The following is a 20308-nucleotide window of genomic DNA, read 5'->3' as shown; positions in this document are numbered from 1 at the left end:
CCTGCCCTACATATGTGGCTGACATACGGAATTTTAACCCACACGCCCAATCGAGGTGCCATGAACTCCTCTCTCTTGTCCTTGCTGGTGCTGGCTGGCATCGCGATTTTCCTAATTCTGCGCCTGCGCTCTGTGCTCGGCACGCGGGATGGCTTTGAAAAGCCCCCGGTGGCGCCCGGCAGTGGCCGCTCTGACGTGCGCCGTGATTTCGAGGTGATCGAAGGCGGCCCCGATGATGATATCATCGACCACGTCGACGATGGCTCTGACAGCGCCAAAGCGCTGGCCGCGATGAAAATGGCCGAGCCGGGATTCCGCGTCGGTGAATTCCTCGGCGGGGCCCGTCAGGCCTATGAGATGATCCTGATGGCGTTTGAGAACGGCGACAAAGATGGTCTGCGCCCCTTCCTTGCCGAAGATGTGCTGGAGACGTTCGAGACGGTGATCGACCAGCGCAATGAACAGGGCCTCTCCATCGAGGCAGAGTTCATCGGCGTGCGAGAGATTTCCCTGCAGGAAGCCACGTTTGACCGCAGTTCGGGCGTCGGTGAAGTCACTGTTCGTTTCGTGGGTGAGCTGACGAGTGTCGTGCGCAATTCTGATGGCGAAATCATCGAAGGCGACGCGTCCGAAATCAAGCGCCAGCGCGATGTCTGGACCTTCGCCCGGACTATGGGCGCCGATGATCCGAACTGGGCCTTGGTGGCCACCGACGGATGATCCATGAGGCGGCTCGCGGTTGCCCTTGCCTTGGTCCTGACGACCACCTTGGCCATGGCGGATGAGCCTGTGCAGCTTCTGGACTTTGACGACCTTGATGGATGGGCCGCGGATGATCATGCCGCGGCCCTTTCGGTCTTCCGCAACACCTGCATGGATCTGGACGGCTCAGATTGGGCCGCGCTGTGCAATGTCGCGGAAACCGCCCCCGACGCGCGCACCTTCTTTGAACTGTTCTTTCGCCCCGTCCTGATCGGCGGCGAGAACCCTGCCCTTTTCACCGGCTACTACGAGCCCGAACTCAGCGGATCTCGCACCCGCACCAGCCGCTACCGCTTCCCCGTCTACCGCATGCCGCCCGAAGTCTCGGGCCGGTGGCTTTCCCGCGAGCAGATCGAAGAATCGCGCGTGCTGGAAGGCCGCGGCCTGGAAATCGCCTGGGTCGATGACCCGGTAGAGCTGTTTTTCCTGCAAATCCAAGGCTCTGGCCGGATCACCCTCGCCGAAGGGGGCGCGCTGCGCGTGGGGTATGGCGGGCGAAATGGTCACGAATACCGCTCTGTCGGGCAAGAACTGGTGCGGCGTGGCGTCTACCAACCGCACCAGGTCTCCGCGCAAGTCATCCAATCCTGGGTGCGCCGTAACCCTACTGCTGGACGCGACCTGCTGCATCACAACCCCAGCTACGTTTTCTTTCGCGAAGTCGACATTACCGACCCGAACCTCGGCCCCCTGGGCGCGATGAACCGCAACATCACGCCCCATCGCACGATTGCCGTGGACCCAGATTACACCCCCCTCGGTGCACCAGTCTGGATCGAGAAGGACGGCAACGGTCCGATCCGCCGCCTGATGATTGCCCAGGATACCGGCGGCGCGATCCAGGGCGCGCAGCGGGCGGATATTTTCTTTGGGTTTGGCGACGCGGCCGGTGAGGCCGCTGGCGTGATCCGCGATCCGGGCCGCATGATGGTGCTTTTGCCGATCGAGCGTGCGCACCAACTGATCCCGGACGCGTAATCCATGGCGCGGCGTGGCAAACGCGGCCTGTCGGAGGACGACAAGGCCCTGTGGAACCGGGTTGCGGCGACGGCCACGCCGATGGACCGCAGCGGCGCGCCGAAAATCACCGAGGATGCGCCGAAACCAAAGCCCGCCCTCAGCCCCAAGCCGACCACCACGGCCAACCGCCTGCCTGCGTTCCGCGTCGGCGAAAAGGCATCCTTTAACCAGGGCCCCGTCAATCACGCCCCCAGCCTTTCAGTTCAACTGGCCCACGCGCCCGTCCGCATGGATCACGGCACCCACAAACGCATGACCCGGGGCAAGCTGAAGCCCGAAGGACGGATAGATCTGCACGGCATGACCCTGTCCGAGGCGCATCCGGCGCTGATCAGTTTCATCTTCCACTCGCATGAGATGGATCGGCGGCTGGTCCTCGTGATTACCGGTAAGGGCAAAGATCGCGATAGCGGCGGGCCGATTCCGATCCGGCGCGGCATCCTCAAACACCAGATCCCGAACTGGCTGACGTCGCCGCCTTTGGGCGCGATGATCCTGGATATCCGCGAGGCGCATCAACGCCACGGCGGCGGAGGCGCTTACTACGTTTACCTCAAACGGCGCCGTTAACGCAGGTTGACCGGGCTCAACATGACCCGCGTCGCGTTCTGGATCGTTAGGATCGTCCCCGGCAACAGTCCGGCCTGTTGGCTCACATCCCGCTCGAACGCATTGTTGACCTGGGCCACTTCCCGCAACATTTGCACGACGGCGGGCGATGTGGCTCCGGCGAAGTGGTTCAACGGATCGCGCACACCGCCTTCAAACGCACTAGTATCGATCAGGGTGACCTCATAATCCGCCACCTGATCCGCGCTTGAAAGGTTGCCGACCCGCTCTCGCAATCCGGTAATCCGAGCCGAAATCGTCAAGGCGCGGTCCCGCTGTGAGGTGAAGATCACGAAGGGCTGCGGCAGTTGCCCCACCCGCGCCGCCTGGGCACGGAACACATCCACGTCGATATCCGGGGAGAACAGGATCACGCCGTTGATCCGGTTGATCACGTCGTCACGCCCGCCAATGCGCAGCTGACGCAAAACCTCCATCACGACGCCAGACCCCAGCGAATGCGCGGTCAGGACAATGTGCAGACCAGCGGCGGCGATTTCAGTCAGCAATGTCTCCAACCTGTCTCGCGCAAACAGAGCCGAATCGCGGTCGTAGGCATATCCCAGGGGGTGCCCGGCACTGGGCCAGGCGTAGTGAACCGCAAGGCCGGGGATCTGGAAATCATGGCGTATCTGAGCGGTCCGGTAGAGGCCCGTGCCCAGGGTGCTGTTGAACCCATGGATGAAAACCATGACCTCACGCGTGCCTCTCCGCCGCGCCTCCGCCATCAACCTCGCGCGGAAGTTTCCGGCAGTGCCCAGGTGATCGCCTGCGCTGGCCACGAAATCAGTCTGAAGATCAGGACCGCCGCGCCTTAGCCTGCCAGGCTGAACCGCGCCGGTTTCGCGATCCGGCGGGATGGCGACATCAAACTGCGTGAAGGACAGGCCTTCCTGCCGCTCATTCTGGAACTGCCCGTCGGCAAAGATGCGGTTGGTGGCAACGAAAACGGTTTCGCTGGTTCCGGTGGTGGCCGCTTCCGGCACGATCAGGATATCGGGCACGGTCAAACAGCCCGCGAGCGGCAGGGTGGCAACGCCGCAAAGCAAGGATCGGCGGGTGAGGGGGGTGCGTGTCATGCCCCCTCTTACCAGCAGAGGATCACAAAACGTAGCGGCTTAGATCCGTGCTGCGCGTCAATTCGCCGAGGTTCTCTTCCACAAACGCCGCGTCTACCTGCACGACATCGCCCCCGCGGTCGGGTGCCGTGAAACTCAGCTCCTCAAACACGCGTTCGAGCACGGTATAGAGCCTGCGCGCGCCGATGTTTTCGATGCTTTCGTTCACCTCAGCGGCGATATGGGCCAGGGCGCGGATGCCGTCTTCCGTGAACTCAACAGTGACTTCCTCGGTTGCCATCAGGGCGGTGTACTGCCGGGTCAGCGCGTTGTCCGTTTCCGTCAGGATGCGGACAAAGTCATCCTCCGTCAGGGGCCGCAGGTTCACGCGGATTGGCAGGCGGCCTTGCAGCTCTGGCAACAGATCGGACGGCTTGGCGATGTGAAACGCGCCCGAAGCGATGAACAGGATGTGGTCCGTCTTCACCGGGCCATGTTTCGTCGACACGGTCGTCCCTTCGATCAACGGCAAGAGGTCCCGCTGAACCCCTTCGCGAGAGACATCGCCGCCCCGCGCATCGGACTTGGCGCAGACTTTGTCGATCTCATCCAGAAACACGATCCCGCCCTGCTCAACGGCTCTAAGCGCCTCTTTCGTGACTGTTTCAGTGTCCAGAAGCTTGTCGGCTTCCTCTTCGATCAGCAGGTCGTAACTGGCCGCAACCGTAAGGCGCTTTTTCACCGTGCGTCCGCCCATACCCTTGAACAGATCGCCGAGGTTCATCATGCCCGCACCCATGCCGCCCATACCGCCGGGCTGGCCGGGGATCTCAAACCCGCCGAGGGGGTTGGAGTTGTCCGTCACTTCCAGCTCAATCACCGTATCGTCCAACTCACCCGAGCGGAGCTTCTTGCGGAACATCTCGCGGGTTTGCTCGCGCGCGTCTTTGCCTGCCAGCGCCTCGATCACGCGATCCTCGGCACCATCATGTGCTTTGGATTTTACGTCTTCGCGCATGTGCTCGCGGATCATTACCTGGGCGGCGTCGACTAGATCGCGGATGATCTGCTCTACATCACGGCCCACATAGCCGACCTCAGTGAACTTCGTGGCCTCCACCTTGATGAAGGGCGCTTTCGCAAGTTTCGCCAGACGGCGCGAAATCTCGGTCTTACCGACACCCGTGGGCCCGATCATCAGGATGTTCTTCGGGTACACCTCATCGCGCAGGTCATCGCCCAACTGCTTGCGCCGCCAGCGGTTGCGCAGGGCTACGGCGACGGCGCGCTTGGCGTCGTTCTGGCCGATGATGAAACGGTCCAGCTCCGAGACGATTTCGCGGGGGGTCAGGTCACTCATGATGTGGCCTCCTTTACAGCCCTGGGATCAGACCACGGGGGCAATTTGGTTTTACCGGGAAAGTTGGGAAGCGCGCGCATGATCGCGCCACGTATCCGTTCCCATTGTGCGCCAAGAAAGACGAGGCCTGCGCCCAGAAGCAGGATCACGAAGAACTCGTTCCCGCCTTCCACAACGGAAATTGACAGGGCCACGACATATCCCACGCCCGCCACCAGGAACGAGCGGCGGTCGATCACGACCGCGAAAAGCGCCATTACCGAGATGAAGGCGACAAGCGCCAGTTGCGCGCCTGTGGTTTGAGTCTGGAACAGCGTCAAAGCCACCGTGTTCACGATGGCGGGCGCGGCCATGACATGCAGCCAAAAGCCAGAGGCCGCGCGGCGTGTGACGCGGTGTGGATCGCTCATGTCGAAGGCCATGGCGACGGCAAAGCCGATGAGGCCCAACACAATCGTCAGGATCGCGAATGGCCCGTCGGCTGAAAAAAGGAAGATATCCTGCAGTGTTTCCGGCACATTGCCGCCCGCTGTCGCCAAGCCGAAGGCAAGAAGGAAGACAGACGCCGTGATCAGCGCAACGGTGAACGGCACCCGGAAGAGCGCGTAGTAGAGGCACAGGAAAATGCCCGCCACGCCCGCTGCTATGGTCCACGCGATCTGGAAAGTGGCATCGAGGAAGTTGGCGAAGGCCAACCCGAACGACAGCGCCGACAATCCATACATGACCGCCAAGGCAATCGAGGGGGCCACCATTCGGCGGGTCAACGTGAAGTAGCGCGCCAGCAGGATGATCACGCCCATCGACACCAAAGAGAACAGCAGCCCCATCACGTAGCCGCTGGAATTTGCCAGGACGCTGACACCTGTCACCCCGGTCCAACCGGCAAACAGGATCGACAGACCCACGACGATGAAGATCTCGTTGAAGCCTTTGAACAGCTCAAACGGTTCATCAAGGCCGGAGCGGCGGGCGCGCACCCCCTCCCGCTCTTCCGCGAGCGAGATCAGGGATGCCGCTTGCGCTTCCGTCATCAGGCCCGCGGCCACGGCGGCGCGCAGGTCATCGCGGGTGACGTCGCTCATGCTTTGCCCGTGATCGTCTCAACGGTCAGGTTGCCGTTGGTGTAGACGCAGATGTCTGACGCAATCGCCATGGCGTCGCGCGCAATCGTCTCGGCGTCCTTGTCGCTGTCCAGCATCCCGCGCGCGGCGGCCAGCGCGAAGTTCCCGCCAGATCCAATCGCGGCAATCCCATGCTCTGGCTCCAGAACGTCGCCCGCGCCGGTGATGATGTAGAGTTCACTGCCGTCGGTAACGATCAACATCGCTTCCAGCTTTTGAAGGTATTTGTCGGTGCGCCAATCCTTGGCGAGCTCCACGCTCGCGCGCTGCAACTGCCCGGGCGTCGCTTCCAGTTTGGCCTCCAGCCGCTCCAGCAGCGTGAACGCATCTGCCGTGGAGCCTGCAAAGCCGCAAACGACATCATAGCCGCCAGGCGACAGGCGCCGCACTTTCCGCGCAGTGCCCTTGATCACCGTCGGCCCAAGGCTGACCTGTCCGTCACCGGCCACAACGACCTTGCCGCCCTTGCGGACACCGATGATCGTCGTGCCATGCCAACCGGGGAATTCATCTTTCGCCATCAGGGCCTCCATCCGTTACCGCCTATATGGAGGGCCTTCTCGGTGACGACAAGTTAACCTCGCGGCCATCCCTTGCGACGGGGCACCCGAACGGCGAGCATCGGCATCAGCCAAGGCCCCCGGAAACGGTGGAGGTCCAGCGCCTCATAAACGCCGGTTGTCTCTTCGCCATTGATCTTGGTGCGGATGGCCGAGCGGTTGTAGAACGGCGCGTCGAGCATCGGTTTCACTTGGTGTGGTTTGTAGTCGGCATCGGCACGCGTTTCGCGGCGAACCATCCATAATGGGCGCTTTAGTTTCTGTTTCGGGGGCATCTGGATTGCGTGGGGCGTCCCATCTGCGGCGAAACCAACGCCCGTTGACAGCCCGGTCCCGTCGCGCCGTTCAAGGTCATAAAAACACGCTGAGCCATCACGTAGGGGGAACCGCCCCCAGGTCCAATAGCTGAAGTCCGCCTCCAGCGCCCGGGTCCCAAAATTCGCGTCGAAATAGCCGTGGCCGGACCACGTCCAGCCGGGCCGGTTCAGCGCGACTTCGATCCGAGCTGTCGGCGCGAAGGGCCGCCATACATGGGCACCATCATCGCTTAGCAGCATCTCGCGATCGGTGAGTGCTGTGGGATGAATGGTCACGGTCCCTTTCACCCGCTGCGCATGGGGCGTGCTGACCTCGTTGATCTGCACCTCTAGCCGGTCGCCGTTCCAGACCATCGCGCTCGGCCCGATCTGCAGCGCATCGCGCGACAGGCCCAAGGCCTCTTCGCCTCGGTCGGTCATCGTCCAGCGCCCGCCGCGCCCGTAGGTGGCCACGTTCAGGCAGCAGTTGTTGGCGGGGTTCTTGCGTCCGCTCCACCGATACCAGGGGCTGAAAACCGACCCTATGAAGCCGATGATGGAGATGGCTTGGCTGCCATCGTCGCTGATCCCGTCGACATACCACCAGGCGTAGCCGTCCTTGTCGACTTGGATGTCGAAGCAAGGTCGCTCCAGATCGCCTCGGCCGCGTGCTTGCCGGAGAGGCAGGCCATCGGCACCCCCGCCCCCGGATGCGCCCCGCCCCCTGCCAGGTAGAGGCCTTTCAGGGCTGTCCGCGCCGTGGGCCGCTGGAACGTTGCCATCATCCCGTTTGGGCTCCGCCCGTACAGGGAACCGTCCGACGCGGGAAACGCTTGATTGAAGTCTTTGGGTGTCGTCAAGGCGGGGGTTTGGGGACGCGGACTGAAGGTCAACCCCATCTGCTGTAACGTCTCGAACGTGCGGGTTTGGCATGTTTCTTTTGCCTCCTCGGTCGTCTGGTGGCCGGGGGGGCCGTTCATGATAATCTCGAACCGCTCAGGCCCTTCGGGGGTCGTGCCCCCTCGATCCTGAGCGCAAACGTATAGCGTCGCGTCGCGGGGCATCTCACCCCGGGCGAGGTCGCGGAATTCGACCTTTGGGTCGTCGCAGAAGAAAACGTTGTGATGCGCCAGTTCGACGCCTTCGGGCTCTGCCGCAAAGCCCCAAACGAACGCCGACAGGCTGCGCGGCTCGGTGCCTGCCTTGGGCACGGCTGAGGCGGCAGGTGGCCCGAGCATCCCTTTCGACAGCGCCCGTGGGTCGCCGTTGAACACCACCGCATCCGCCGGAATCGCGGACCCATCCGCCAGATGCACCGTGGACACCGCACCACCCTGGGTCGCAATGCGCTCTGCGGCTTGGCCGAACACAAACTCGACGCCCTTTGACACCGCCAGATCGTGCAAGGCCTTTGCCAAAGCATGCATTCCGCCTTCAACCGACCAAACTCCCTGCGCCTCCGAGTGCCAGATCAGCCCGAGCACGGCGGGGCTCTGATGCGGCGAACCGCCCACATAGGTCGCGTAGCGCCCGAACAGCTGCCGCAAGCGTGGATCGTCGAAGGACATCTGCAAACGCCGCGCGAGGCTCAGGCCAGGCATCATCGCGGGGATGAGTTTCGGGTTCTTCAGAACATGCGCGGTCAGGGGCAAAAGGGCAGGGGCCTCGGACTGCATGATCGGGCCGTCGAAGGCCTCGAACAACGCCTTGGCAGAGGCCGCGAAGCGGGTAAATTGCTCTGCCGCCTTACTACCTGCGAACACGCGCACTGCCTCGACGCTCGCATCCGGGTCGTCGAAAAGGTCCAGCGAAGACCCGTCGCGCCAGAAGTGCCGCGCCAAAATGGGATCGCGGTGCAGGGTCACGTGATCCTCAAGCCGCTCGCCGACATCCGCGAACAGCGCCTCAAACACGGGCCGCATCGTCAGAACCGTCGGCCCGATGTCCACCGGACCCGCGACGGAAGGCGCAGTGCGCATTTTGCCTCCCGGCGCGTCTGCCGCCTCCACCACCGTGACGCGCGCGCCTTTTGAGGCCAGCCGCAACGCAGCCGAAAGCCCGCCAATCCCGGCGCCAATCACGACTGTTTTGTGTGCAGAATCCCCCAGGGGCGCATCCTCCAAGTGTCAGTCTATGTTGACACCTATCCATAATATGTCCAGTCTGATTTACATATCGGGTGTCAGATCCCGCACCGAATCCTTTTGAGGAGGCGTCAAATGCCGTTGAAACCCCGGATCGAACGCGCGATTGCCGCCGCCATCACCCACGCTCAGGGGACTATCGCGCCGCCGAAACTGGCCTCGGCGCTTGAGTACTCCGTGACCCCCGGTGGTGCCCGCATCCGCCCGACGATTTGCCTCTCCGTCGCCATGGCTTGCGGTGATCCGCTGCCCGAGATGTCCGATGCCGCCGCCACCGCGATTGAGCTGATCCATTGCGCCAGCCTCGTCCACGACGATCTGCCCTGTTTCGACGACGCCGACGTGCGGCGTGGCAAGCCCTCCGTCCACAAAGCCTATTCCGAGCCGCTCGCCCTGCTGGCCGGCGATAGCCTGATCATCGCCTCGTTCGAGGTGCTGACCCGCGCCGCTCCCCATGACCCGATGCGCGCGATTGAGCTGCTGAAGATCCTTGGCCAATCCACCGGCATGCCGGGCGGCATTTGCGCCGGGCAGGGGTGGGAGAGTGAGGACAAGATCGACCTTTCCGCTTACCACCGCGCCAAAACCGGCGCGCTTTTCACCGCCGCCACCCGCATGGGCGCCGCCGCCGCTGGCGAAGACCCGGAACCCTGGACCGAGCTTGGGGCTCGTATCGGTGAGGCGTTCCAGGTTGCCGACGATCTGCGCGACGCCCTCTATGATGAGGCAACGCTCGGCAAGCCTGCGCATCAGGATGAGATCCACGACCGGCCCAACGCCGTGACCGAATACGGCGTGCGCGGCGCGATCACGCACCTTGAAGACATCCTGTCGGGCGCGATTTCCTCGATCCCGTCGTGCCCGGGCGAAGCCATGCTGGCCGAGATGGTGCGCAAAACGGCAGAGCGGCTGACCCCGGTAATGCCCCCGGTAACGGCTGCCGAATAAATGGCGCTGGCAGACCCGCAGGACACGCGCAAGTCACTGAAGGACCGTTTCTACGCCTGGCGCACCGCGCTGGTCGGGTCCCGCGCGTTCCAGCAGAAAGCGGCGAAGCTGCCAATTGCCGCGAGCATCGCCCGCAAGGACGGCGAGGCGCTGTTCGACCTTGTGGCAGGGTTTGCGCATAGTCAGATCCTGATGGCCTTCGTCGAATTCGACCTGCCTGACCATCTGCACACTCAACCACGGACCCTTAGCGATCTCGCAAGCCGTACCGGCGTGCCCGAGCCGCGCATGAAGGTCCTCGCCCAGGGCGCGACGTCCCTTGGTCTGATGACCCGCCAAGCCGATGGCCGCTACGCCCTCGGCCGTCTTGGTGCCGCGCTGCCGGGTATTCCCGGTCTTGCGCAGATGATTCGTCACCACGATGTCCTCTACCTGGATCTCGCCGATCCTGTTGCTTTCTTCAAAGACGGCTCCGACACCGAGCTTGCGGGGTTCTGGCCTTACGTGTTCGGCGCGTCCGGTGACGTCGACCCCGACGTCGCCGCCACATATTCCGAGCTGATGGCCGACAGCCAAACCCTGGTGGCGGAGGAGGCGCTGGCTCACCTCGACCTGTCGCGCACCAAGATGTTGCTGGATGTCGGGGGTGGCACCGGTGTTTTTCTCGCCGCTGCCGGTCAAGCCTATCCGCATCTGAACCTGCATCTCTTCGATCTGCCCGCCGTCATCGCCCCCGCCACGGCCCGGTTTGAGCGCGAAGGGTTGTCACCCCGCGCTGACATTACCGGAGGCTCCTTCCGCACCGATGCGCTGCCCGTTTGCGCAGATGCGATCAGCTTAGTCCGCGTCCTCTACGACCATGCAGATGAGACGGTCGCCATGCTTTTGGCGAAGGCGCACGCTGCCCTGCCGTCCGGCGGGCGCATCATCGTGGCCGAGCCGATGTCGGGCGGCGACACGCCCACACGCCCCGGCGATGCCTACTTCGGCCTTTACTGTATGGCCATGCGGACCGGCAAAGCCCGCAGCGCGGATGAGATTTCTGCGCATCTGAGCCGCGCGGGATTTCGGGGTGTGACGACGGTCAAAACCGGCCGGCCCTTCGTCACCGGGATGGTCTGCGCATCCAAAGCGTAAACCCAAGCGAACACTTACAGATGATATGTCTATTCGCGTTGACATAATGAAGTGTCAGGTTAAACTGACACCATAGATTGTCGCACCCATAGGATTCTTTCCCTGTTGGCGTGCGCGAAAAAAATGCCACCGACACGAGGAAGCGACCTTGCACACCACCGCCGTCATTCTGGAAGGACCCAAGGCCCTGGGCCTTGGTCAGGTCAGCTTGACCGACCCTTCCGAGGGCGATCTGGTGATCGACGTGGCGCATTCCGGCATTTCCACCGGGACGGAAAAACTGTTCTGGTCCGGGCAGATGCCGCCGTTCCCCGGCATGGGCTATCCGCTTGTGCCCGGCTATGAGGCTGCTGGCGAAGTTGTTGAAGCCGCCTCCGGCACCGGCTTCAAGCCCGGTGACCGCGTGTTCGTGCCCGGTGCCAATTGCTACGGCGATGTGAAGGGCCTCTTTGGCGGCGCTTCGTCCCGTCTGGTCACATCGGCTGATCGAGTCGTGCGTATTGATCCTGCGCTAAAAGCCGAAGGCGCGCTTCTGGCGTTGGCCGCCACGGCGCGCCACGCGATGGCCGGAATGGACAAGACACTGCCCGAGTTGATCGTCGGCCACGGCGTCTTTGGCCGCCTCCTGGCGCGTCTGACGATTGCGGCAGGCGGCAAGCCCCCGACCGTTTGGGAGATTGACGCAGATCGCGCTACGGGTGCGACGGGCTACGAAGTCCTGCACCCCGACGCCGACGAGCGCCGCGATTACAAATGCATCTACGATGCCTCCGGCCAGTCCGACCTGCTCAACACCTTGATCGGCCGTCTCGCCAAACAGGGTGAGATTGTCCTTGCCGGTTTCTACCCCGAACCGCTGTCCTTCGCCTTTCCGCCCGCCTTCATGCGCGAGGCGCGCCTGCGCATCGCCGCCGAGTGGACCCGCGATGACCTGACCGCCACGCGCGATCTGATCGACCATGGGGCGCTAAGCCTCGATGGGCTGATCACACACACACGACCCTCCAGCCAAGCTGCCGAAGCGTATCAGACCGCCTTCGAAGATGCCGCTTGCCTGAAGATGATCTTGGACTGGGAGAACGTCGCATGAAAGATATTCCGAACCTCAAGGACTACGACGCGAACCTTCGCGACGAAGCCAATGAGCCGTCGCTTGAGGTCCCTCAGGGCGAGCCCACCAAGAAGACCCAGATCATCGCGATCTACGGCAAAGGCGGTATCGGCAAGTCCTTCACGCTCGCCAACCTCAGCCACATGATGGCCGAGCAGGGCAAGCGCGTGCTGCTGATCGGCTGTGATCCGAAGTCTGACACCACGTCGCTTCTGTTCGGCGGCAAGGCCTGCCCCACGATCATCGAAACCTCCTCGGCCAAGAAACTGGCCGGGGAAGAAGTTCAGATCGGCGACGTTTGCTTCAAGCGCGGCGGTGTCTTCGCGATGGAGCTTGGCGGCCCCGAGGTTGGTCGCGGGTGCGGCGGGCGCGGCATCATCCACGGGTTTGAGCTGCTGGAGAAGCTGGGCTTCCACGATTGGGACTTCGACTACGTTTTGCTCGACTTCCTGGGCGACGTGGTCTGCGGCGGCTTCGGCCTGCCCATCGCCCGCGACATGGCGCAGAAGGTGATCCTTGTGGCGTCGAATGACCTGCAATCGCTGTATGTGGCCAACAACGTGTGTTCCGCGGTCGAGTACTTCCGCAAGATGGGCGGTAACGTCGGCGTCGCGGGTCTCGTGATCAACAAGGATGACGGCAGCGGAGAGGCTCAGGCCTTTGCCGAAGCGGTCGATATCCCGATCCTCGCCTCGATCCCGCAAAACGATGACCTGCGCAAGAAATCCGCCAACTATCAGATTGTTGGCACGCAGGAGTCCGAATGGGGCGCCCTCTTTGCAGAGCTTGGCGACAATGTCGCGACGGCTCCGCCGATGCGCCCGACGGCCCTGAACCAGGATGGCCTTCTGGCGCTGTTTGACGGCTCTGACACTGGCGCGGGCGTGGTGCTGGAACCCGCCACCGATCAGGATATGCGCGGCAAGAACGCGGTCGCGAAAGAGTCCCTCGAAGTTGTGTACGACGACGCATGATGGACCGCGAAATCACATACGACACCACCGCCGAGGTTGACGTGATTGAGGGCGAGGCGGTCGAAGGCCGCGACGCCCCAATCATGGCCGATGGCATGGGCTGTCACGCCGGGGCCGCCACGATGGAGGCCGCCGCGCGCAGCGCTGGCAAGTCCGACATCCTCGATCAATTCGCCAAGGATTACCCGACCGGCCCCCACGACAAGCCGCAGTCGATGTGCCCCGCCTTCGGCTCGCTTCGCGTGGGCCTCCGGATGCGTCGCGTCGCGACCGTGCTAAGTGGTTCGGCTTGTTGCGTTTACGGCCTGACCTTCGTGTCCCACTTCTACGGCGCACGCCGCAGTGTCGGATACGTCCCGTTCAATTCTGAATCGCTTGTCACCGGCAAGCTCTTCGAAGACATACGCGAGTCCGTCCACGAGATGGCGGACCCGGAAAGATATGACGCCATCGTGGTCACGAACCTTTGTGTTCCCACCGCATCCGGAGTTCCGTTGCGGCTTCTTCCCGACGAAATCAATGGGGTCAGGATCGTCGGTATCGACGTTCCTGGCTTCGGAGTACCGACCCACGCGGAGGCGAAAGACGTCCTCGCCGGGGCGATGCTCAACTATGCCCGACAGGAAGTGGAGGCCGGTCCAGTTATGGCTCCTGTCTCGGGTGTTTCAGACCGTCCGACAGTGACCCTGTTGGGCGAAATGTTCCCTGCGGATCCCTTGGGAATCGCAGGGATGCTCGCGCCACTCGGTCTGGCGGCAGGTCCGGTCGTTCCCTGCCGTGAGTGGCGTGAGCTCTATTCCGCGTTGGATAGCCAGGTGGTGGCCGCGATCCACCCCTTCTATACCGCCGCAATCCGCGAGTTTGAGGCCGCGGGCCGCACCATCGTGGGCTCTGCGCCCGTGGGTCATGACGGCACCGCCGCGTGGCTTGAGGCGATTGGCAACGCTTACAACGTCGGCGCTGACAGGATTGCCGAGGCGCAGAACGCCTTCCTCCCCGCGATCAAATCCGCTTTGGCCGCGACGCCCATCGACGGCACGATCACGCTGTCCGGGTATGAAGGGTCCGAGCTTCTCGTCGCCCGCCTGCTGATCGAATCTGGGGCCAACATTCCCTACGTCGGCACCGCTTGCGGCAAGTCGCAATGGTCCGCGCCCGATGTCGAATGGCTCGAAGCGCGGGGCGTGAAGGTCAAGTTCCGCGCGTCGTTGGAAGATGATTGCGCCGCGATGGAGGCGATCAAGCCGGACCTCGCGATTGGCACCACGCCCGTCGTCCAGAAGGGCAAAGAACTTGGCATCCCAAGCCTCTATTTCACCAACCTCATCTCCGCTCGACCTCTGATGGGTCCGATGGGCGCGGGCAGCCTGCAACAGGTCGTCAACGCGGCCATGGGCAACAAGGATCGCATGTCTTCCATGAAAGCGTTCTTCACCGGTGTGGGCGAGGGCGACACCGCTGGCATCTGGGAGAAATCCCCGAACCTGCGCCCCGACTTTCGGGCCGCGCATCAGAAGAAACTCGACAAAATGGCGCGCGCCGCAAAAGCGGAGCAGATGATCTGATGTCTACTTGTTTTGCATACGTCGCAGCCAGCGGGGGCCAGCCCCCGCAACCCCGGGATATTTCCGGAACGGGGAATGGGGGAGCGTCATGCTGATCCAAGATCACGATAGGGCAGGCGGCTATTGGGGAAGCGTGTACGCGTTCACCGCAGTCAAAGGCTTGCAGGTGATTATCGATGGGCCTGTTGGATGTGAAAACCTGCCGGTGACTTCCGTTCTGCACTACACCGACGGATTGCCTCCGCATGAGCTGCCCATCGTTACGACGGGTCTCGGTGAGGAAGAGCTGGGCCGCGATGGCACCGAGGGCGCGATGAAGCGCGCTTGGGAAACGCTGGACCCAGCACTGCCGTCTGTGGTTGTCACCGGATCGATTGCCGAGATGATCGGCGGTGGCGTGACGCCCCAGGGCACCAACATCCAGCGCTTCCTGCCGCGCACGATTGATGAGGACCAATGGGAAAGCGCCGACCGCGCGATGACCTGGATCTTCACCGAGTTCGGCATGACCAAGGGTCGGATGCCGCGTGAGAAGAAGCGCGAAGAGGGCGCTGCGCCCCGCGTCAATATCCTCGGGCCGATGTATGGCACCTTCAACATGCCCTCTGACCTGGCCGAGATTCGGCGCCTTGTTGAGGGTATCGGCGCCGAGGTGAACATGGTGATGCCGCTCGGCGCCCATGTCGCGGAAATGCGCGATCTGGTGAATGCTGATGTGAACATCTGCATGTATCGCGAGTTTGGTCGGGGCCTCTGCGAGGTTCTCGGCAAGCCCTACCTGCAAGCGCCAATTGGTGTGGAAAGCACCACCAAGTTCCTGCGCACTTTGGCTGAACTGACCGGCCTCGACGCCGAGCCGTTCATCGAGCAGGAGAAGCATTCCACCATCAAGCCGGTATGGGACCTCTGGCGCTCCGTGACGCAGGATTTCTTTGCCACCGCCTCCTTCGGGATCGTCGCGAATGAGACCTACGCGCGCGGGGTGCGCAAGTACCTTGAAGATGACCTTGGCCTGCCCTGTGCCTTCGCCGTCGCGCGGACCGCTGGCAAGAAGACCGACAACGATGCCGTCCGCGCCATGGTGTCGGAGAAGCGCCCGCTAGTCCTGATGGGCTCGATCAACGAGAAGATGTACCTGGCGGAAATGGCCGCCGGATTTGGCCCCAAGCCCGCGTTTATCCCGGCCAGCTTCCCCGGCGCCGCGATCCGTCGCGCGACGGGCACGCCCTTCATGGGCTACGCCGGTGCCACGTATATGCTGCAAGAGGTCTGCAATGGCCTTTTCGATGCGCTCTTCCATATCCTGCCGCTCGGTTCCGAGATGGACAGCGCCGCCGCCACCCCCACCACGCTTCGCCGCGATTTCCCGTGGGAGCCTGAAGCACAGGCTCTGCTGGATCGTATCGTGGCCGAGCATCCGATCCTCACCCGTATTTCCGCCGCCAAGACCCTTCGTGACGCTGCCGAAAAGGCTGCGCTTGAAGGCGGGGCAGAGCGGGTGATGACAGCCACCGTCAAGCGCCTGGCGCCTGCCGGTTTCGATTTCGACGAGGAGGAGAAATCTGATGAGTGACATGACCTCGAACACCCCGGTCCAGACGCGGTCCAAGCCGCCCAAGACCGAGTTCTTCGTCTACTTCGCGATCATCTTTGTCGCGACTTTGCCGCTGGCCACGCTCACCTGGGCGCTGGCAGCGATCAAGTCGGGCAGCATGACCGACAAAGGCCCGATCAAGCGGGCCTGGAGCCAGGCCGGAATGATCACACCGATGATATTCGCGGCCTGAGATCCCTCCCGAAGTCGCACTTTAGAGCCTGACTAGACCCAGGTGTGCGGACAACGGGACAAGAACACACTCGGCGTGACGACCGGAGCCGAAACTGAATTCACCGACCCTGCGCGCATGCGTGTGGAAGGTGGAAGCCGGCAGGGTAATGACGCCTTGTCGGGGCCTGGCCGCAGGGTTTGCGGCGTCAGTCTGACGTTCCGGAGGAAAATATGGCTGATAATTCCGATCTGTCTTTTACAGGTCTCACCGACGAGCAGGCGCAAGAATTGCACGCGGTGTATATGAGCGGGCTCTGGCTGTTTTCGGCCGTCGCCCTCGTTGCTCATATCGCCACGTACTTTTGGGCGCCTTGGTTCTGAAGAGGGAATAGAGAATGGCTAAGTTCTACAAAGTCTGGCTCATCTTCGACCCCCGCCGCGTGTTCGTGGCGCAGGGCGTTTTCCTCTTCTTGCTGGCAGCGATGATCCACCTGGTGGTGCTGTCGTCCGGCATGAACTGGTTCGAGTCCGCCGCAATGAACATGGGGTTCGGCGGCGAGTAAGCCCCCGACTTCCCTAGCTTCACGGCATCGACAACAGCTGCGGGCGGGGGCTCACCCCTCTCGCCCGTAGCAAACACCGAAAAGAATTGACTGACGGCTGACCACCACCAAGGGGCACGCCGCCAAACGCGGAGAGAGCGCATGGCTTTGCTAAGCTTCGAGAAAAAGTATCGCGTCCGTGGGGGGACGTTGGTCGGCGGTGATCTGTTCGACTTCTGGGTCGGCCCCTTCTACGTCGGCTTCTTTGGGGTCACGACGGCCTTTTTCGCCTTGTTAGGGACGATCCTCATCTTCTGGGGCGCGGCTATGCAGGGCACGTTCAACCCCTGGACGATCAACATTGCCCCGCCAGACCTGTCTTACGGTCTTGGCTTTGCGCCGCTCATGGAGGGCGGGCTTTGGCAAATCATCACATTCTGCGCCATGGGCGCGTTTATCTCGTGGGCGCTGCGCGAGGTCGAGATCTGCCGCAAGCTGGGCATGGGCTACCACGTGCCTTTCGCCTTCAGCTTCGCGATCTTCGCCTACGCCACCCTGGTCATCTTCCGCCCGCTTCTGATGGGCGCCTGGGGGCACGGCTTCCCCTACGGGATCTTCAGCCATCTCGATTGGGTGTCGAACGTGGGCTATTCCTACCTGCACTTCCACTACAATCCGGCCCACATGATCGCCGTGTCGCTGTTCTTCGGCACGACCTTCGCCTTAGCGCTGCACGGCGGCTTGATCCTGTCGGCGGCGAACCCTGAGAAGGGCACGCTAATGAAGACGCCGGACCACGAAGACAGCTTCTTCCGCGATTTCATCGGCTATTCCATCGGCACGCTCGGCATTCACCGCGTGGGTCTTTTGCTGGCCCTGTCGGCGGGTTTCTTCAGCGCCGTCTGCATCATCATCTCGGGTCCCGTCTGGACGGCCGGTTGGCCCGAATGGTGGAACTGGTGGCTCGATCTGCCGATCTGGCCGGATCAGGGCGTCGCGCTCGATACGACGGGCATGGCGACTTACGGAACCGAGGCGGGCTACGCCGATGTGACGGGGGGAACTGAGTAATGGCCTACTTCGAGTATCAAAACATCTTCACCCAGGTCCAAGTCCAAGGTGAGCCCGAGATGGGCATGGACGACCAGGGCACGCTGATGAAAGAGCGGACAGGGGCGTCGTTTTCGACCCTGATCGGCTGGATCGGCAATGCACAGCTCGGTCCGATCTACCTCGGCTATGCGGGCCTGATCTCCCTCGCCACGGGTGCTGCATGGTTCATGATCGTGGGCTTCAACATGCTGTCCCACGTCGACTGGTCGATCCCGGAGTTCATCCGTCAACTGTTCTGGCTGTCGCTGGAGCCGCCCGGACCCGAATGGGGCCTGCGGATGCCGCCGCTCAATGATGGCGGCTGGTACATCATTTCCAGCTTCTTCCTGCTGATCTCGGTGATGTTCTGGTGGCTGCGGACCTATATGCTCGCGGTGGAACACCAGATGGGCAAACACATCGCCTGGGCGTTCCTCGCCGCGATCTGGTTGTTCCTGGTGCTGGGCCTCTTCCGCCCGATCCTGATGGGCTCGTGGAGTGAAGCCGTGCCCTACGGCATCTTCCCGCACCTCGATTGGACGACAGCGTTCTCCATTCGCTACGGCAACCTCTACTACAACCCGTTCCACTGCCTCTCGATCGTGTTCCTCTACGGCTCGGTCCTGCTGTTCGCCATGCACGGCGCGACGATCCTGGCCGTGTCCCGCTATGGCGGCGACCGAGAGCTGGAGCAGATCATCGACCGCGGCACGGCGTCCGAACGGGCGGGCCTGTTCTGGCGCTGGACCATGGGCTTCAACGCCACGATGGAAGGCATTCACCGCTGGGCCTGGTGGTTCGCGGTGCTGACACCCATCACCGGCGGGATCGGCATCCTTCTGACCGGGACGGTGGTGGATAACTGGTTCATCTGGGCCCAGGAACACAACTTCGCCCCCGACTACCTCGAACCCTATGGCTATGAAGCCTACGGCAGCTACGAGGACTTCGGCGGCGTCACACGAGGGGAGGAGTGATCAATGTTTCCCAAGTGGTTTGATAAGTGGAATGACGACAATCCCACCAACATCTTCGGCCCGGCGATTGCTGTCGGCGCCGTAGGTGGGGCGGTCTTTGTTGCCGCGCTGATCGTGGGCTTTGGCCAGCCCTACGCAACGGCCTCCATGCAAACGGGCCCGCGCGGCACGGGCATGCATGTGCCTGAGTTCGAGGCGGCCATTGCCACCCCGGATCCCACCATCGCCGATTACTACACCGATGAGCCCTGGGTTCCGGAAGAAGGCGAAGAACTGGCCGGCGACATCTACGAGAACGTTCAAGTTCTCGGCGAACTGACCGACCTGAACTTCAACCGTCTGATGAACGCCATGACGGCCTGGGTCGCGCCCGAAGAAGGCTGTACCTACTGCCACGCCAACGCGGCGGAAGGGGAATATGCGGATGATGACCTTTACACAAAGGTCGTGGCCCGCTCGATGTTGACGATGACGCGCAATATCAACGTGAACTGGGATGCCCATGTGAATGCCAACTATGAAGTTGGCGTCACCTGCTACACCTGTCACCGCGGACAGCCCGTGCCCAACAACATCTGGTTCCGCATCAGCCCGGTGAACGAGAACGCCGAAGGATGGAGCGCGAACCAAAACCGCGCGACGATGGCGTCCAACTTCACTTCTCTGCCCTCGGACTATCTGGAGCATTACCTGCTGGAGTCGGAAGACGGCGGCTACAACATGATCGCCGTCCATGATCTGGAGTCCCGCGTTCAGCAGCAGCCCGGCGATCCGCTGATCCAGCAGACCGAGCGGACCTACGCGTTCATGAACTACATCTCGAACTCGCTGGGGGTGAATTGTGTCTTCTGCCACAACTCTCGCGCGTTCTACGATGGGGGGCAGAACACACCGCAGTGGGGCACCGCATCGCTTGGCATCATCATGGTGCAAGAGATGATCGCCGATCACCTGCTGCCGCTGCAGGATGTGTATCCCGAAAACCGGCTGGGTCCGGTTTACGGCGACGCGCCCTTGGCTGCCTGCCGCACCTGTCACCAGGGCTACCAGCAGCCGATGCAGGGCCTGAACGTGATCGCCAACTGGCCCGAGCTGAACGTGTTGGAGGGTCCCCCCGACTACTCCGCATGGGAAGAAGCAGCGGCAGAGTAAATCAATCGGCGGCGAGGGATCATCCCTTCGCCGCCGCTTTTCTACCCGGTGGACGTCAGACCCCCGCCGGCACTGCCATGAACGCCAAGACATGTCTCTGTTGTGCGCG

21 protein-coding genes are annotated in these 20308 nt (G+C 62.6%); 15 read left to right on the top strand and 6 right to left on the bottom strand.

Translation table 11 applies throughout. From position 1 onward, the window contains the following. The first annotated feature begins 60 nt into the window (after positions 1-60). The 3 genes from AC6I9R_RS00950 to AC6I9R_RS00940 are packed head-to-tail and all read left to right on the top strand — an operon-like array spanning position 61 to position 2352. Complete coding sequence (locus tag AC6I9R_RS00950; RefSeq protein ID WP_461426980.1) at positions 61-720, top strand: Tim44/TimA family putative adaptor protein; 660 nt, start codon at positions 61-63, stop codon at positions 718-720. 3 nt (positions 721-723) lie between these two features. Continuing rightward, complete coding sequence (mltA, locus tag AC6I9R_RS00945; protein WP_461426981.1) at positions 724-1740, top strand: murein transglycosylase A; 1017 nt, start codon at positions 724-726, stop codon at positions 1738-1740. 3 nt (positions 1741-1743) lie between these two features. Beyond that, positions 1744-2352, top strand: coding sequence for a Smr/MutS family protein (locus tag AC6I9R_RS00940; RefSeq protein ID WP_461426982.1), 609 nt, complete (start codon positions 1744-1746; stop codon positions 2350-2352). On the opposite strand, the gene AC6I9R_RS00935 is transcribed toward AC6I9R_RS00940, so the two are convergent. The 6 genes from AC6I9R_RS00935 to crtD are packed head-to-tail and all read right to left on the bottom strand — an operon-like array spanning position 2349 to position 8870. Next, positions 2349-3470, bottom strand: a complete 1122-nt coding sequence (locus AC6I9R_RS00935) for an alpha/beta hydrolase (RefSeq protein WP_461426983.1) — start codon at positions 3468-3470, stop codon at positions 2349-2351. The two genes, AC6I9R_RS00940 and AC6I9R_RS00935, sit on opposite strands and share 4 nt — an antisense overlap. A gap of 22 nt (positions 3471-3492) precedes the next feature. Further along, positions 3493-4809, bottom strand: coding sequence for an ATP-dependent protease ATPase subunit HslU (gene hslU, locus AC6I9R_RS00930; RefSeq protein ID WP_461426984.1), 1317 nt, complete (start codon positions 4807-4809; stop codon positions 3493-3495). Further along, entirely contained in the window at positions 4806-5894 is a 1089-nt protein-coding gene (locus AC6I9R_RS00925; RefSeq protein ID WP_461426985.1) for a hypothetical protein, read from the bottom strand. The genes hslU and AC6I9R_RS00925 overlap by 4 nt, the downstream gene beginning before the upstream one ends. After that, a complete protein-coding gene (hslV, locus tag AC6I9R_RS00920; protein ID WP_461426986.1) occupies positions 5891-6454 on the bottom strand; it encodes an ATP-dependent protease subunit HslV in 564 nt (187 codons plus the stop codon). Before hslV ends, AC6I9R_RS00925 begins: the two co-directional genes overlap by 4 nt. Before the next feature lie 53 nt (positions 6455-6507). Next, positions 6508-7377, bottom strand: a complete 870-nt coding sequence (crtC, locus tag AC6I9R_RS00915; RefSeq protein ID WP_461427078.1) for a carotenoid 1,2-hydratase — start codon at positions 7375-7377, stop codon at positions 6508-6510. Next, positions 7332-8870, bottom strand: coding sequence for a 1-hydroxycarotenoid 3,4-desaturase CrtD (gene crtD / locus AC6I9R_RS00910; protein WP_461426987.1), 1539 nt, complete (start codon positions 8868-8870; stop codon positions 7332-7334). The genes crtC and crtD overlap by 46 nt, the downstream gene beginning before the upstream one ends. A 138-nt stretch (positions 8871-9008) precedes the next feature. On the opposite strand from crtD, the gene AC6I9R_RS00905 reads away from it, so the two are divergent. The 12 genes from AC6I9R_RS00905 (at position 9009) to pufC (ending at position 20199) form a co-directional block, all read left to right on the top strand. Continuing rightward, on the top strand, positions 9009-9881 hold the full coding sequence (locus tag AC6I9R_RS00905) for a polyprenyl synthetase family protein (RefSeq protein ID WP_461426988.1): 873 nt from the start codon (positions 9009-9011) through the stop codon (positions 9879-9881). Further along, the gene (locus AC6I9R_RS00900; protein WP_461426989.1) at positions 9882-11018 is read left to right on the top strand and encodes a methyltransferase; all 1137 of its coding nucleotides are present in this window, start codon (positions 9882-9884) and stop codon (positions 11016-11018) included. A 148-nt stretch (positions 11019-11166) separates the two neighbouring features. Further along, the gene (gene bchC, locus AC6I9R_RS00895; protein WP_461426991.1) at positions 11167-12108 is read left to right on the top strand and encodes a chlorophyll synthesis pathway protein BchC; all 942 of its coding nucleotides are present in this window, start codon (positions 11167-11169) and stop codon (positions 12106-12108) included. Then, complete coding sequence (locus AC6I9R_RS00890) at positions 12105-13103, top strand: chlorophyllide a reductase iron protein subunit X (RefSeq protein ID WP_461426992.1); 999 nt, start codon at positions 12105-12107, stop codon at positions 13101-13103. Before bchC ends, AC6I9R_RS00890 begins: the two co-directional genes overlap by 4 nt. Continuing rightward, on the top strand, positions 13103-14668 hold the full coding sequence (gene bchY / locus AC6I9R_RS00885) for a chlorophyllide a reductase subunit Y (RefSeq protein ID WP_461426993.1): 1566 nt from the start codon (positions 13103-13105) through the stop codon (positions 14666-14668). Before AC6I9R_RS00890 ends, bchY begins: the two co-directional genes overlap by 1 nt. A gap of 88 nt (positions 14669-14756) precedes the next feature. Then, positions 14757-16241 carry a chlorophyllide a reductase subunit Z gene (bchZ, locus tag AC6I9R_RS00880; RefSeq protein ID WP_461426994.1) on the top strand — a complete coding sequence of 495 codons (1485 nt, stop codon included), beginning with the start codon at positions 14757-14759 and terminating at the stop codon, positions 16239-16241. Next, entirely contained in the window at positions 16234-16455 is a 222-nt protein-coding gene (gene pufQ, locus AC6I9R_RS00875) for a cytochrome PufQ (RefSeq protein WP_461426995.1), read from the top strand. Before bchZ ends, pufQ begins: the two co-directional genes overlap by 8 nt. A 212-nt stretch (positions 16456-16667) precedes the next feature. Beyond that, positions 16668-16817: a light-harvesting antenna LH1, beta subunit gene (gene pufB / locus AC6I9R_RS00870; protein WP_044006188.1), complete on the top strand. Its 150-nt coding sequence runs from the start codon at positions 16668-16670 to the stop codon at positions 16815-16817. Between the two features lie 14 nt (positions 16818-16831). Next, positions 16832-16999, top strand: a complete 168-nt coding sequence (pufA, locus tag AC6I9R_RS00865; protein WP_257893838.1) for a light-harvesting antenna LH1, alpha subunit — start codon at positions 16832-16834, stop codon at positions 16997-16999. Between the two features lie 141 nt (positions 17000-17140). Further along, positions 17141-18049, top strand: a complete 909-nt coding sequence (pufL, locus tag AC6I9R_RS00860) for a photosynthetic reaction center subunit L (protein WP_461426996.1) — start codon at positions 17141-17143, stop codon at positions 18047-18049. Then, positions 18049-19047 (top strand): photosynthetic reaction center subunit M, encoded by a 999-nt coding sequence (gene pufM, locus AC6I9R_RS00855; RefSeq protein WP_461426997.1) that lies wholly within the window; start codon positions 18049-18051, stop codon positions 19045-19047. The genes pufL and pufM overlap by 1 nt, the downstream gene beginning before the upstream one ends. 3 nt (positions 19048-19050) lie before the next feature. Further along, positions 19051-20199, top strand: coding sequence for a photosynthetic reaction center cytochrome PufC (pufC, locus tag AC6I9R_RS00850; RefSeq protein WP_461426998.1), 1149 nt, complete (start codon positions 19051-19053; stop codon positions 20197-20199). Positions 20200-20308 lie beyond the last annotated feature (109 nt).

The sequence above is a fragment of the Gymnodinialimonas sp. genome, from assembly GCF_059726805.1.
This window is presented reverse-complemented; position numbering and strand designations above follow the sequence as displayed.